Source organism: Streptomyces sp. NPDC050988 (assembly GCF_044456225.1).
Lineage (GTDB): Bacteria > Actinomycetota > Actinomycetes > Streptomycetales > Streptomycetaceae > Streptomyces.
In genome coordinates, this window is record NZ_JBITFQ010000002.1 from 496584 (window position 1) to 509758 (window position 13175).

The window sequence follows — 13175 nt, forward strand, 5'->3', positions numbered from 1 at the left end:
TGGAGGAGGAGCAGGACCCGCCGGTGGCCACCGACCGGGCCCCGGGCCTGTCTGCCGGGGGCGGGTCGGCCTGGCCGCCGCCGACGAGGCGCGCATGGGGCTTCGCCCCGCTGCCGCCCTGCGCCAGGGCCCGGGAGGCACCCCGGCGAGGAAGCCACATCGCTGGGGGGTGCCACCTGCACCGTCCGCGGTCATGGAACGAACGGCCCCGACTCGGACGGCGACCCGCCCGACACGCCTCTGGGACGCCGCGACGAGCAGGTCGGAACGTCTCGCCGCGCGCTGTGCGAGCGCCAGGAGCCACGGGCCCCTCCGCTCCGATGGCGACGCGCCCGGCGTCCGGCGGCCTCAGCCCCGCGGCGGGCCCGTCCTACTCCCCCGGAGCCACCAGCCCCGATTCGTACGCGAAGACCACCGCCTGGGCCCGGTCGCGCAGGTCGAGCTTGGTGAGGACGCGGCTCACATGCGTCTTCACCGTCTGCTCGGCCAGCACCAGCGTCTCCGCGATCTCCGTGTTGGACTGGCCGCGGGCCACCAGGGTGAGGACCTCGGTTTCGCGTTCCGTCAGGCCCTTGAGCCGCAGCGCGGGCTTGCCTCGGCCGGCGGGACGTTGCCGGGCGAAGTCCGCGATGAGGCGGCGCGTCACGGAGGGGGCGAGCAGCGCGTCGCCCGAGGCCACGACGCGTACCGCCGCGATCAGGTCGGCCGGCGGCGCGTCCTTCAGCAGGAAGCCGCTCGCGCCTGCCCGCAGCGCTTCGTAGACGTAGTCGTCGACGTCGAACGTGGTGAGCATCAGGACGCGTGGCCGGTGTGTCACACCCGGCGGGGGTACGAGGAGGCGGCGCGCGGCCTCCAGGCCGTCCATCTCAGGCATACGAACGTCCATCAGTACGACGTCGGGATGGGTGCTCCGGCTCAGCTCCACGCCCTGCGCACCGTTGGGGGCCTCGCCCACCACGTCGATGTCGCTCTGGGCGGCGAGCAGCGCGGCGAAGCCGGCCCGCACCATGGCCTGGTCGTCGACGATGATGACGCGCGTGGTCACGTGAAGTCCTTTTCGTTCAGGGGGAGTTGGGCTGCCACCCGGAATCCGCCGTCCGGCAGCGGCCCCGCGTCGAGGGTGCCGCCGACGAGCCGCACCCGCTCGCGCATGCCGACGAGGCCGTGCCCGGTGCCGCCCTCCTCGAGCGGCGCGGCGGGCGGCTCGGGCGACGGTCCGTTGACCACGAGGACGGTGAGCCGCGCACCGTCCTCCGAACCGGACTCCGCCGCCGACTCCGACACCCGCACCTGCGTTGGAGCACCCGGCGCGTGCCGCACGACGTTCGCGAGGGCCTCCTGGACGATGCGGTACGCGGAGAGACCCACCGCCTCGGGCACGTCGGCGTCACAGGGGGTGAACTCCACCGGCACGCCCGCCCTTGCCGTCGCCTCCACCAGCTTCCCGAGCCGCGTCAGGCCCGGCTGGGGCGCGAGCTCGCCGTTCGACTCCTCGTTCCGCAGCACGCCGAGGAGCCGTCGCATCTCGCCGAGCGACTCGCGCGAGGTCGACGCGATGGACGTGAACTCCTCCTGCGCGTCCGGCGGCAGCCGTTCGAGGCGGTAGGCGGCGGTGTCCGCCTGCACCGTGATGACGGACATGTGGTGCGCCACCACGTCGTGCAGCTCGCGCGCGATACGGGCGCGTTCCTCCAGCAGCGTCCGCCGGTCGCGCTCGGCCTCGCTGATCGTCTCCTGCTCGGCCAGCCTGCGCTGCGCCTCGTACCGCTCGCGGAGAGCACCGCCGAGCACGAGTACGACGCCGCTGAGAATGGTGAGCAGTACGTTCATGGCACTCGTGCCGTTGGGCGCGAAGAACCCCAGGCCGACGTTCACGGCCGCCGTGGCCAGCCACACCAGCAGCAGCGTCCGGCGCGGCTCGCGCAGGCCGAGGGCGAGGCAGAGGCCGATGTACCCGACGATCTCCATGGGCGGGAACGGCCACAGGAGCTGCTCCTTGAAGTCGACGGTGAGCAGGGCGATCGCTCCGGCCACGTCCGCGGCGAAGATCACGTACCAGGCCCGCAGCGGGCGCACGACGGCGAGCAGCAGCGGTGCCGCCTGCGCCACGGCCAGCGCGCTCGCTATGCCGCCGTGCAGGCCGTAGTCGGCGGTGAGGACCTGGATGGTGGTGGGCAGCAGAGCGACGCTCAGCACGAACGCCACACCCCACGGCAGCAGACGTACCCACCGCCGCGAAGCCCCCGCGAGCAGCGCGCGCGGGGGTTCCTCCTCCAGTGAGGTCATGGGCCCCAGCCTATGTGAGGTGCGACGACGTCAGGAGATGCGCAACTGCCGGGCCGATTCGGCGGAACCGCGGTCACCGAGGCCGCCTGACTCGTGAGTGCCTCCTGTCGGCGCGCAGTGGTTCTCCCACTTCGTGCATGTGCCGCAGGGCCTGGCGGTAGGAGTCGATGAGGCCGGTCTCCGCTTGTGGTTGGGCGCGAAGGCCATGCCCAGGTGCAGCCCGAACAGGGCTTGATGAAGCGCGGCGAAGAAGACCGCCACTTCGGACGGGGTGGCCGTGGCGGGGTCCGACAACTCCTTGCCCAGAGAGTCGTCCGCCAGCAAAGCGGCGGTGCCGGGGAGCGGACCCGCTCAGCGCGCTCTCACTGCTCTCCGAGGCCCAGCCTGCCGTGCCGCCGACCAGCATTGCGGTCGGTACGGCCGTGGTCAGGACCTTCCTCAGGCGGCGCATCCGGCCGTCTCCCTCTGTCTCGTCCGTGGTGACGGGGAGGAAGGTAGGAAGACGGTTGAGGGTCAGGCGTCACGCTGGGGAGCCAGGTCGGGAGTGATACCCCGGTAGGGGGTGGGTTAGGTCCGGAGCCCCGGCGACGACCGCGCCGACTGCGACGACTGCGCCGACCTACGGAACCACCGCCCGGTACGGCTTCAACCACCCAAGCCAGTGAGCAGAGTTGGCTACTAACTGATCAGAAGTTGGCTGAACAGCCGGCTGGGTTCACGCGTACAGTGCGGCAGCAAGGCTGAAGATCATCTGACCGGCCCGGACGTCTGGAACCTGCCCAGTCCTGGCTTTGGGACACACACGGATCCGCGTCCATCCCACGAACACGTTCAGAAATTGCTCTGGAGACACACCTGATGAAGCTAGCCAAGCGGCTTGTCCTCACCACCACGGCTCTCGCCACTGTCACCGCCGCCACCCTCATAGGCGCGACGGTCGGCCCGGCGGCGGCCTCGCAGCCCGCCCGCACCGGCGTCGAGGTACCCGACGCGCTGAAGGTTCCGGACGGCAACCGGCTCACCGGCGTCTTCTCCGCCGAAGGCGTCCAGACCTACACCTGCACCGACGGCGCCTGGAAGCTGCTGGAGCCCGCCGCCACCCTGTGGGCCAAGAAGGACCACTCCCGCCGCACGGTCGCCCTCCACTCCCGCGGCCCCGTCTGGGTGTCCACGGTGGACGGAAGCGCCGTCAACGCCGCCGCCGTTGCCACCTCCCCGAAGGCCGGCACCATCCCCGAACTCCTCCTGAAGTCCACCGCCACTCGCGGCACCGGGGTCTTCGCCGACGTCTCCTACATCCAGCGCCTCAACACCAGCGGCGGCGTCGCTCCCACCACCGCCTGCACCGGCACGGACCAGACGAGCGTCCCGTACTCCGCCACCTACACCTTCTACAAGCCCGCCAAGTGATGCCGTAGGCAGCAACGGCAGTGGCCCCCGGGCGATTTCGAGGGGCCACTGCCGTTGCTGTTCCCGGCAGCAGAACGTACGACGTGGACTGGCGCCATGCACCGGACCGGCCTCCGGCCGCTACGCTCGGTCCGGTTCGAACAAACGACGACCGGTGGGCGTCCAGGCCGCCGGAAAGGAAACGTGAGAGAGCGCGTGATATCCGGAGATGGCGATCAACAGGCGGGGACACGTTCGGAACGCGGCTCGGGGCGGCTGATCGCCGGCCGGTATCTGCTCCAGGACGTCCTCGGCAGGGGCGGTATGGGCACGGTCTGGCGGGCTCATGACCAGTTGCTGGACCGCCCGGTCGCCGTCAAGGAACTCCACATCCTCACCCACGGCGACGAGGAGCACCGCATACGGGTGCGCCGCGCGGTCCGTGAGGCGCGCGCGGTCGCGCGAGTGCCGCACCCGCATGTGGTGGGTGTCCATGACCTGGTCGAGTCCGAGGACCGGCTGTGGATCGTCATGGAACTCGTCCAGGGGCCCTCGCTGGCCCACCACATCGCCGAGACCGGACCGCTCACCCCGCAGCACACCGCCTCCCTCGGACTGCAACTGCTCGACGCTCTGGAGGCGGTGCACGCGGCAGGCACCCTGCACCGGGACGTCAAACCGGCCAACGTCCTGCTCCGCCGCGACGGCAGCGCCGTCCTCACGGACTTCGGCATCGCGGTCCTGGACGACGGCGAGTTCCTGACGACCACCGGCGAACTGGTCGGCTCCCTGGAGTTCATGGCGCCGGAGCGGGTGATGGGGGTGGAGGTCGGCCCGGCCTCCGACCTGTGGTCCCTGGGCGCGACGCTGGCCACGGTGTGCGGCGGGCTGTCCCCGTTCCGCAGGCCGGCACGCCCCGCGACGCTGCACGCGGTGGCCTACCAGGAACCCGCCCTGAGCGAGCGGCTCGGTCCACTGCGCCCGGTCATCGAGGCACTCCTGCGCAAGTCCCCCGACGAACGCCCCACTGCGGCCAGTACGCGCGACGCGCTGCACCGTGTCGCGGCGGGACACACGGACGCCGGTCCGCCGCTGCCGTCACCGACCGTCCACGCGTCCTGGCCCGCGCCCCTGCTGGCCGACGCGGACACCATGACCAGCGGCCGCCAACAGCCGGTCCCGGCCGGGCCGAACGGGCAGACGGCCGTGCACACCACCTCGCTCAGGCCCTCACCCGAGCCCTCGTCCCGTTCCCGGGGCGCGAAGCGGCTGTTGTGGGCGCTGGTCGGAACTGCCGTGCTGGTGGCGGGTGTTGGCGGTGGTCTGTTCCTCACCGGAGTACTGCCGCCGAAGAAGGACCCCGTCACGACGACCACCCGTCAGGCCGTGAAGGCCACGACCGGCTGGCAGAAGGTGACCGGTGTGTCCGTCCAGCAAGGAGACAAGGTCGCCGTGCGCTTCGTCTCGGGCCAATGGACCGTCGACTACGTCAACATCCCCATGACCGGCCCGGTCGGTTACAACGCCGTCATCGACCAGTCCTTGAACGGCGCGAAGGACTGCAAGATCAAGCCCGCGGCACCGTTCGGCGCCCTCCTGGCACGTCTCGCCGGCGAGCCGGACCTTCCCATACGCTCCGTCGGGCGGAAGCTGACCTTCAACGCAACCGTCAACGGCACCCTGCAACTGGCCATCAACGACGAGGCCGACAGATGCGTCCAGGACAACAGAGGCGCCGTGACGGTACAGATCAGCGTCACGCACCAACCTTGATGAGCCACAACCGGGCACTGGTCGCAGTCGTCGCGTCCTTGAACCAGTCACTCCAACTCATCACCGGCGGGCTCTCCCCCACCGCCCGACCCGCCGTCAGGGCTCGATGAGGCCGACTCGGATGGCGTAGTCGCGTTCGGTGATGGGCGGGCGGGCTGTTGTTCGCCGGTGCGGGCGCGGTCGAGGCAGGTGCGGTTGAGGGTGGTCTCGGCGTCGGGGTGGATGAGGGGTTCGTCGCGCAGGGCGGCGCGGCAGACTTCGACGAGGTCGCGGTCGGCGGCAGATCCGTTCCACCCGGGCACATCTCCCGCTTCGTCTCCAGCGACGACCCCGAAAAACTCCTGCTCGTCGTCCTCGGCCTGACCCTGCTGGTCGCGGGCGTCGCCCAGCAGCTGCAGCTCTCCGCCACCGTCGGCGCGTTCCTGGTGGGCATCGCGCTGTCCGGCGAGGTCGCCGACCGGTGGGGGCTGATCGCGCAGTTCCCCCGCGCCCCTAGGTGTCTGGGGAGTGCGGTGGATTGCGACGTGCAGGTCGTGCGTGGCCGATCGCACAGTTCCGCGCCCTCAGGGATGGGTGGGGGTTGCGGTGGTTTGCGGCGTGCGGGGAGTCGGTAGGCTCACCGATCATGACCGTTGCTCGTTCCGTTGCCCTGTTCGTCGTGGCCGCCCTGTTCGAGATCGGAGGGGCCTGGCTGGTCTGGCAGGGCATCCGCGAACACAAGGGCTGGATCTGGATCGGCACCGGTGTCGTCGCCCTCGGTCTCTACGGCGTGGTGGCCACTTTCCAGTCCGACGACAACTTCGGACGCATCCTCGCCGCGTACGGCGGGATCTTCGTCGCCGGGTCGATCGCCTGGGGCATGGTCGCCGACGGCTACCGGCCCGACCGGTACGACGTCGTCGGAGCGTTGGTGTGCCTCGCCGGGATGGCCGTGATCATGTACGCGCCCCGCAGTCACTGACCGCGGTCGCTGCCTCGGCGGTAACGCGGACAACGAAGGCACCGCACCACCGCACCTACGATGACGGCATGCCCATCGACCTCTTCGCAGGCATCCCGGTCAACGACTACACAGCGGCGCTGCCCTGGTACGAGCGACTCCTGGGCGCCCCGCCGACGTTCCTCCCGCACGGCACGGAGGCCGTATGGGAACTGGCGGAACATCGGTACGTGTACATCGTGCAGCGGCCCGGCCGGGCCGGAAACGCCGTGCACACCGTCCTCGTCGATGACCTCGACACCCGTGTCGCGCAGATCGCCGATCGAGGTCTGGAGCCCACGACCCGCGAGACCTACGCGGAAGGCATGCGCAAGATCACCTATCACGACCCGGACGGCAACGAGTTCGGATTCGGCGGCGCCACACACTGACGACGAACCGCGCGTTCACCTGAGCCGCGTCCTACGCCAAATCCTTTTCGCCTGAGGCCTGTTGGCCAAGAGCGGCCCGGCCTCGGAGCATCGACGCGCCGCACCGCCAGAAAGCGCAATCACACCTGATTGAACACTCACCGGCATCGCCTGCGTACTCATGGCCAAGGTGCAAACCACGGGCGCAGTGAAGGATCAGCATGGCAGAAGCGCAGACCTCCACAAATGAGTTGATCGCCGGGAGGTATCGACCGCTCCAGATCGTGCACCGAGAGGAATTCCGGGTCGGCTGGCACGGCCAGGACATGGCATCCGGCCGATTGGTGTTCCTGGCGGAGGCACGGCTGCCCGCGGTCCTCCGCGAGGAGACGCCCCGGCAGACCACGGCCCGGGTACTGCGGGAGACCGCTGACCTGGAGGCCGCCGCCCCCGGCCAGGTGGCGACCGTCCTCGACGTCACCGAGCAGGACGGCCGCCTGTGGACCGTCATGGAACCGATCGAAGGCCGGTCCCTGAGCGAACTCCTCGACCGGCGTGGGCCGTTCAACCAGCCCCGGGCGGTCCGCATCGGCCTGCAGATCCTCGATGTGCTCGCGGCCGCGCACCGCCTGGGCGTCACACACGGCGACCTCGGTCCCGACCAGGTCTTCGTCAAGGCGGACGGCGGGGTCGTGGTCACGGGGTTCGGACTGACCGGAGCGACCCGGTCCTTAAGGGCGACCACACCCTCGTACGCCTCTCCGGAGCAGATCCGTGGTGAGGCGATCGATCCCTCGACGGATCTGTGGGCTCTGGGGGCGCTGCTGCACACCATGACCGAGGGTCGGCCGCCGGCCCCGAACCAGGCGCGCGGTGAGGGCAGTTCGACCTTCGCGCAGGTGTATGTGGGAGAGGGGGCCCAGGGAGAGGGGGAAAGATCCTCGGGGGACGACGTCCACACCGGCCGACTGCGCCAGACCATTCACGGGCTGCTCCGCGAGAACCCGAACGAACGGCTCACCGAACCGGTACTGCGCCAGGCGCTGAGCCGTATGGTCAGCGAGGACTCGGCCCGACAGTCGCACATGTTCAGGCTGCGCGGAGCCTACGGGAACGCGCCGGGAACGGATCGGACCTGGCACAGGAAGCGGCCCATCGTCCTCGCCATCGTCGGTTCCGCGCTGGCCGTCGTGGCCATCCCGGTCGTGCTCGCCATGAACAGCAGACCGGCCTCGGACGCACCCGATGCCTCCGGCCCCGTACCCACCGCATCCGGTTCCGCCGCAACGCCGCCTCCCGCGGCCACCACTCCTGCCGCACCCTCCGCGGACCCGACCGGGGACGCCTCGGCAAGCCCATCGGATCCGGGCGCGCCCGCCGCCCCCTCCCCCACGGCTTCCGCCGGGAAGACGGCACCGCCCGCCACCAAGCGCTACGACGCGCCGGAAGGGTTCTCGGTCCAACTGCCCTCGGACTGGCGGCGCATCAAGGACTCCGGGCGCCCGGACAACGCCTTCAGTGTCACGTTCGGTGCCACGGGCGACCCCCGCGCGCTGAGGATCACCTTCGGCAGGGTCCTCTCCTCCGACCCCGTCACCGTCTGGCGCGACGCCGAGCCCCAGTTGCGGCGCCTCAACCCCGGCTTCGACCGCATCGGCGACATCCGGCGCGTGGACGATTCCGACGGCCGGGCAGCCGACCTCGAATGGTTCGCCGACGGCGACCCCGACCGCACGCGCACGCTCGCCCGCGCCCTTCTCGTCGACACCGACCTCGGCTATTCCATCAGGTGGACGACCCCGGCCGACGACTGGAACTCCCCCGCCAACCAGCAGGCCCTCGACACCTTTTTGACATCGTTCCGCCCCGCGCAGTGAACGGCGCCGCCGCGTCGAGGAGTTGACTCGGTGGACTCCGCACAGTCCACCGTGGCGGCCCCCACCGGGCGGCCGCCCACGAAGCCATCAGCCTCGTACTACTCGGTCCGCTGACGCACCATCCCGGCGAACAACCCACTGGACGTCGGCTCGGGCGACGCGGCAAGGGCCGCCGAAGACCATCCGCTGGGGTCGCACGCGGCGTCGCAGCCGTATCGGTGCCCCGCTTCGCGATGGCCGAGTCCGCACAGGTCTCCCCCTGTCGCCCGCCTCTGCGCCTACGCGGCGCACCGCCGCCGGGGCCGTCCGACGAGCGTCTCGGGTTCCCGGGAACCTCTGGAACCGTACAGGCGTCGCATGGATCATCGGCGCACGGGGCGTACAGGCAGGGGGCCGATGGGCCGGTTCGAGTTCGGGGAGTACCGGACGCTCGCGCTGCTCGGGGCGGGTGGCATGGGCCGGGCGTATCTGGCCCGTTCGGGGTCGGGGCGGCTTGTCGTGGTCAAGGTGATGCATGCGCACCTCGCCGCCGAGCCGCTGTTCCGGGAGCGGCTGCGGCGTGAGGTGCGGGCGGCGCGCTCCATGACCGGCCCGTTCACGGCGGCCGTGCTCGACGCGGAGCCACAGGCCCCGCTGCCGTGGCTGGCCGTCGAGTACTGCGCGGGCCCCACCCTGTCGGAGGCCGTGGCCGGGTACAGGCCACTGGCAGCCGGCGACCTCGCCTCGCTCGGTGCCGCTCTCGCCGAGGCTTTCACCGCGATCCACACGGCGGGCCTCGTGCACCGCGACCTGAAGCCGGCGAACATCCTGGTCACCTGCCAGGGCCCGCGCGTCATCGACTTCGGTATCGCGATGGCACTCGCTGACGGACCTGCCTCGGGCCCCTCGGACGAGGCCCTGACAGGGAGCGGGGACATGCTCGGCTGCGTCGGCTTCATGGCTCCGGAGCAGATCACGTACGCCACCGAACCTGCCGCCTCCTGTGACGTGTTCGCGCTCGGGGCGCTGCTCGCGCTGGCGGCGACGGGCCGCAATCCGCACGGCGGGGGTACGTCCCCGCGGATCGTGTACCGGACGCTGCACGAGTAGCCGGACCTCGTCGGCGTACCGGACGGGGAGTGGACCGCCTTCTTGACCCGCTGCCTGTCGAAGGAACCGGACGGGCGCCCCACCGCGGCCGAGGTCCTGGACTGGTGCGCCGCCCGCGCGGCCGAACGGCCGTGGTGGGAGCGGCCGGAGGTGACCGCGCTGATCGAGGACCACGAGGAGGCCGTCGCGCCGGATCGCCGTGTCGGCCGAGGCCGACGGGGAGGTCACCACCCGCATCGACCCGCCGCCGCCCCTGCTAGCTCCCGCGGGTCCGTCGCGCAGACGCGTGTTCGCGTGGGCGGGCGCCGCCGTCACGACCGCCGCTGGGGCGACGGCGGCGATCGCCCTCTGGGGAACAGGCCCGGCACACGGCGACAGCCGGTCACCCCGTCCTGGCGCTCCGGCACCCCGCTGTGGACCCGCGAGGTCGGCGCCCTCGAATACGGCGGCACGCTGACCCGCACGGCCGACGCCCTCTACGTACGCTTCGACGGCACCGCCCGCCGGCTCGACCCGCACACCGGCGCGTGACCTGGGAGTTCGAGGACGCGTCCGCCGTCCTGCCCTACGGCGACACGGTGTACGTCACCTACCGCCGAGCGGACATCACCTCCCCCGCGATCGTGGCGGTCGACGCGGCGGGCGGCACGGAGCGGTGGCGCACCGACGCCCTGGAATCGAATCCGTACCGGCCCTACAGCTTCGGCTCCCCCGACGGCGGCAAGACGCTGCTCGCAGTCACTCGTCGCACGGCATGCCTGGTCACGTTCGACACGTACGACACGTTGTGGGCACGGCGCTCGAACGAAGGTGATCGAGTCGGAGACAGCACGCCGTGCCGCCTCCACGCCACCCCGATCGAGGTCCGGGCCATCCGGGAGAGCGCTGAGAGCTCCCTGACAGCGGCCACGATGAACGACGTGGACACCTTTGCCAAGGCCGACGCGGCGTTCCACGACTCGGTGGGCGCCGCCTCGCACAACGTGTTCCTGAGGGCGAGCGTCGCCGGCGTGCGGCGCCTGGCATCCCAGTCCGACGTGCTGCTCTTCCACGGTGACGTGCCCGGATCGCTGGAAGTCGCCGCACACCAGCATATGGCCATAGCGGAGGCGGTCGCCGCGGGGTCGGCCGATCTCGCCGAGCGTCTGATGGTGGAACACATCGCCACCACGCAGAGCCAGTTCGAGAGCAAGATTCGCGACCGGCTGTTCAGTCCCGGCGCCCATGCGGCCGCCGAGGGACCTCCGGGGCCTTCGGGACCTTCGGGGAGCGGCAGCGCCGGGGCTCCGCCGCCGTCCGCGTAAGCAGCAGGCTCGTAAACCGGCCGATCCCGCATGTGCCGCAGCACAGCGACCGGGCCGCCCAACGCCCTGACAGTCCCGGTGGACGACCGGGACTCCCAGGTATCAACCTCCCTCAGGCGATTGGATAGGTGTGTCTCATCCGTCTGCGCTCCGGCGTGTCTTCGCGCCGCTGCGAAGAAGTCTCACGGCCGCCTTCTCGGTGGCCGTAGCGGCCGCCCTGCTGAATGCCGTGCCGGCCCGGGCGGCCAGGACGGCGCCATGACGACGTGGTTGCGCAACTCGGCCGTCTACTCGGGCGGTTCGCTCGTCCTCACGCTGGCCGTGAGCGTTCCGGTCGGCTACGCGCTCGCGCTGACGAAGTTCCGGGGACGCAAGACACTTCTCGTGATCACCCTGGTCGCCATGATCATGCCGCAGGCCACCCTGGTGCTGCCGATCTTCCTGGAGCTCAACCGCTTCCATCTGATCGGCACCATCTGGTCGGTGATACTCCCCTTCTCCTTCTATCCGTTCGGCGTGTACCTGGTCTACATCTACTTCGGGAGCAGCCTCCCCAGGGACCTGTTGTCCGCCGCACGCATCGACGGCTGCACCGAGTGGCAGCTCTTCTCCCGCATCGCGCTCCCGCTCGCCAAGCCGGTGGTCGGACTGGTCGCGTTCTTCAGCTTCGTGGGGAACTGGAACAACTTCTTCCTGCCCTATCTCGTCCTGCCGAACAGCGAGCAGTTCCCCGTCCAGGTGGGCCTGAACCAACTCCTCACCTCGACGCCGTCCTTCAACCCCGTCGCCGGCGCCGGACTGAACGTCACCATCCCCGAACTCGCCCTGGCCATCATCATCGCCATCCTGCCTGTGCTGGTGCTCTTCGTCTTCTCGCAGCGCACCCTGGTGTCCGGGATGCTCGCCGGATCGAGCAAGGAATGAGCGCCGCCCCCTGTCTGTAGAGGAGACCGTGTGTACCGGCTCGATCCGCGCTACGCCCCCGCCCCGCAGGCTGTCCTCCACACAGGCTGGCAGGCAGTGGTCTCCCAACTCCCCGACGGCCCAGCTGTGTTGGCCATCGAGGGGCCCCCGTCCGTCGACTGGTCCCTCCTCGCCGATCGCCTCGGACACGAGCTGACCGACCGCGGCACCCCCGTCACCCTGCGACAAGTGCGCTGATCAGCCGTCCTGTTGGCGGCCGTCCGAGGAGAGTGTCCTGCCCATGAGCCAACCAGAGTTGTCGGAGGTGGCGTTGGGCGGCCGCTGGGGCATTTTCTGACGCCACGTCAGGACTCAGGAAGCGGGGCACATGCCGTGAGCGGCGAGTTGGGATGGATCATCGCCTGGCTGGCTGCTGGGGTTCGCCGGATTCAACTCGACCCTGGGCGTGGCCTGGTGGAGGCGTACGCGTGCGGAGCGGCAGTTCGTGCGGGACGCTCGGAACTCGGACGTGGACCCGATCCAGGCGGGGTGGTGGCTCGGCGCCTCATTGAAGGGCGCGTCGGCCCAGGAGGAGAGATACGCTGCCGAGGTGGCCGTACGGCTGCTCGTACTGACCGGCCGAGCCCAGGCCGACGGGGACGGTCGGATCAGCCTGACGCCGGGGCAGCACAGCGCTCCCCAGGATCCAGCCCTCGCGTCCCTCATGGCCGGCCTGCGCCGCGACGAGGGCGTCACCGTCCATGAACTCCTCACCGAGCCGCGCTTCGCACCGTTCCGCGCGGTCCTGGAATCACGCCGTGCCCCCCCCTGCGCCGGTGCTTCGGCGCCTACCGCGTCCCCGCGCTGCTCGCCGCCTTGGTGGTGTCGTTCGGGATGTCCATGAACGCGATGCTCCTGCGCAACGGGTTCCCGGGCCTGCCCGACCAGGACCCCGGATCGTGGACGCTTCTGTGGATGACGCCCTGGGCCGCCCTGTCCCTCCTGGCGGCCGCCTGCTCCCTGGACGACTCCATCGACCGCATGGGGCGTGGGGATCCCGTCGAACTCACCAATGACAAGGCGGACGTTGACGTGGACCACGGCGGCTTCGCGGGAGGTGACTGACACGAGGGCGAGACACGCCAACAGCACTCAAATCGAAGTAGTTGCGCAATCAACTTCTGTATTCTCGGTGCGCATGACG

General features: G+C 70.5%; 13 protein-coding genes and 3 pseudogenes. 12 read left to right on the forward strand and 4 right to left on the reverse strand.

The genetic code is table 11. The features are described 5' to 3' along the window. Positions 1-370: 370 nt before the first annotated feature. The 3 genes and pseudogenes from ACIBEI_RS07055 to ACIBEI_RS07065 all read right to left on the reverse strand — a co-directional run. Entirely contained in the window at positions 371-1045 is a 675-nt protein-coding gene (locus tag ACIBEI_RS07055) for a response regulator (RefSeq protein ID WP_398885875.1), read from the reverse strand. Further along, positions 1042-2286, reverse strand: coding sequence for a sensor histidine kinase (locus ACIBEI_RS07060; RefSeq protein WP_398885877.1), 1245 nt, complete (start codon positions 2284-2286; stop codon positions 1042-1044). Before ACIBEI_RS07060 ends, ACIBEI_RS07055 begins: the two co-directional genes overlap by 4 nt. A 73-nt stretch (positions 2287-2359) precedes the next feature. Next, positions 2360-2556: pseudogene (locus tag ACIBEI_RS07065) on the reverse strand (hypothetical protein); the annotation flags it as partial. A gap of 588 nt (positions 2557-3144) precedes the next feature. Here ACIBEI_RS07065 and ACIBEI_RS07070 point away from each other — a divergent pair. From ACIBEI_RS07070 to ACIBEI_RS07120, 11 genes and pseudogenes are all read left to right on the forward strand, one after another. After that, complete coding sequence (locus ACIBEI_RS07070) at positions 3145-3696, forward strand: DUF3455 domain-containing protein (protein WP_398885879.1); 552 nt, start codon at positions 3145-3147, stop codon at positions 3694-3696. Between the two features lie 195 nt (positions 3697-3891). After that, on the forward strand, positions 3892-5448 hold the full coding sequence (locus tag ACIBEI_RS07075) for a serine/threonine-protein kinase (RefSeq protein ID WP_398885881.1): 1557 nt from the start codon (positions 3892-3894) through the stop codon (positions 5446-5448). Between the two features lie 299 nt (positions 5449-5747). Further along, positions 5748-5906 (forward strand): annotated as a pseudogene (locus tag ACIBEI_RS07080) (cation:proton antiporter); the annotation flags it as partial. Between the two features lie 167 nt (positions 5907-6073). After that, the gene (locus ACIBEI_RS07085) at positions 6074-6409 is read left to right on the forward strand and encodes a YnfA family protein (protein ID WP_398885883.1); all 336 of its coding nucleotides are present in this window, start codon (positions 6074-6076) and stop codon (positions 6407-6409) included. Positions 6410-6477: 68 nt separating this feature from the next. Continuing rightward, positions 6478-6819, forward strand: a complete 342-nt coding sequence (locus ACIBEI_RS07090; RefSeq protein ID WP_398885885.1) for a VOC family protein — start codon at positions 6478-6480, stop codon at positions 6817-6819. A gap of 200 nt (positions 6820-7019) precedes the next feature. Beyond that, the gene (locus ACIBEI_RS07095; RefSeq protein ID WP_398885887.1) at positions 7020-8675 is read left to right on the forward strand and encodes a serine/threonine-protein kinase; all 1656 of its coding nucleotides are present in this window, start codon (positions 7020-7022) and stop codon (positions 8673-8675) included. Between the two features lie 357 nt (positions 8676-9032). Then, entirely contained in the window at positions 9033-9764 is a 732-nt protein-coding gene (locus tag ACIBEI_RS07100) for a serine/threonine-protein kinase (protein ID WP_398885889.1), read from the forward strand. A gap of 42 nt (positions 9765-9806) precedes the next feature. After that, the gene (locus ACIBEI_RS07105; RefSeq protein ID WP_398885891.1) at positions 9807-10295 is read left to right on the forward strand and encodes a hypothetical protein; all 489 of its coding nucleotides are present in this window, start codon (positions 9807-9809) and stop codon (positions 10293-10295) included. Further along, positions 10292-11068: a FadR/GntR family transcriptional regulator gene (locus tag ACIBEI_RS07110; RefSeq protein ID WP_398885893.1), complete on the forward strand. Its 777-nt coding sequence runs from the start codon at positions 10292-10294 to the stop codon at positions 11066-11068. The genes ACIBEI_RS07105 and ACIBEI_RS07110 overlap by 4 nt, the downstream gene beginning before the upstream one ends. Before the next feature lie 246 nt (positions 11069-11314). Continuing rightward, positions 11315-11992 (forward strand): annotated as a pseudogene (locus tag ACIBEI_RS07115) (carbohydrate ABC transporter permease); the annotation flags it as partial. Positions 11993-12022: 30 nt separating this feature from the next. Then, positions 12023-12229: a hypothetical protein gene (locus ACIBEI_RS07120; RefSeq protein WP_398885895.1), complete on the forward strand. Its 207-nt coding sequence runs from the start codon at positions 12023-12025 to the stop codon at positions 12227-12229. Positions 12230-12536: 307 nt separating this feature from the next. On the opposite strand, the gene ACIBEI_RS07125 is transcribed toward ACIBEI_RS07120, so the two are convergent. Then, on the reverse strand, positions 12537-12734 hold the full coding sequence (locus ACIBEI_RS07125; protein WP_398885897.1) for a hypothetical protein: 198 nt from the start codon (positions 12732-12734) through the stop codon (positions 12537-12539). 137 nt (positions 12735-12871) lie between these two features. On the opposite strand from ACIBEI_RS07125, the gene ACIBEI_RS07130 reads away from it, so the two are divergent. Beyond that, positions 12872-13096, forward strand: a complete 225-nt coding sequence (locus ACIBEI_RS07130) for a hypothetical protein (protein WP_398885899.1) — start codon at positions 12872-12874, stop codon at positions 13094-13096. Positions 13097-13175 lie beyond the last annotated feature (79 nt).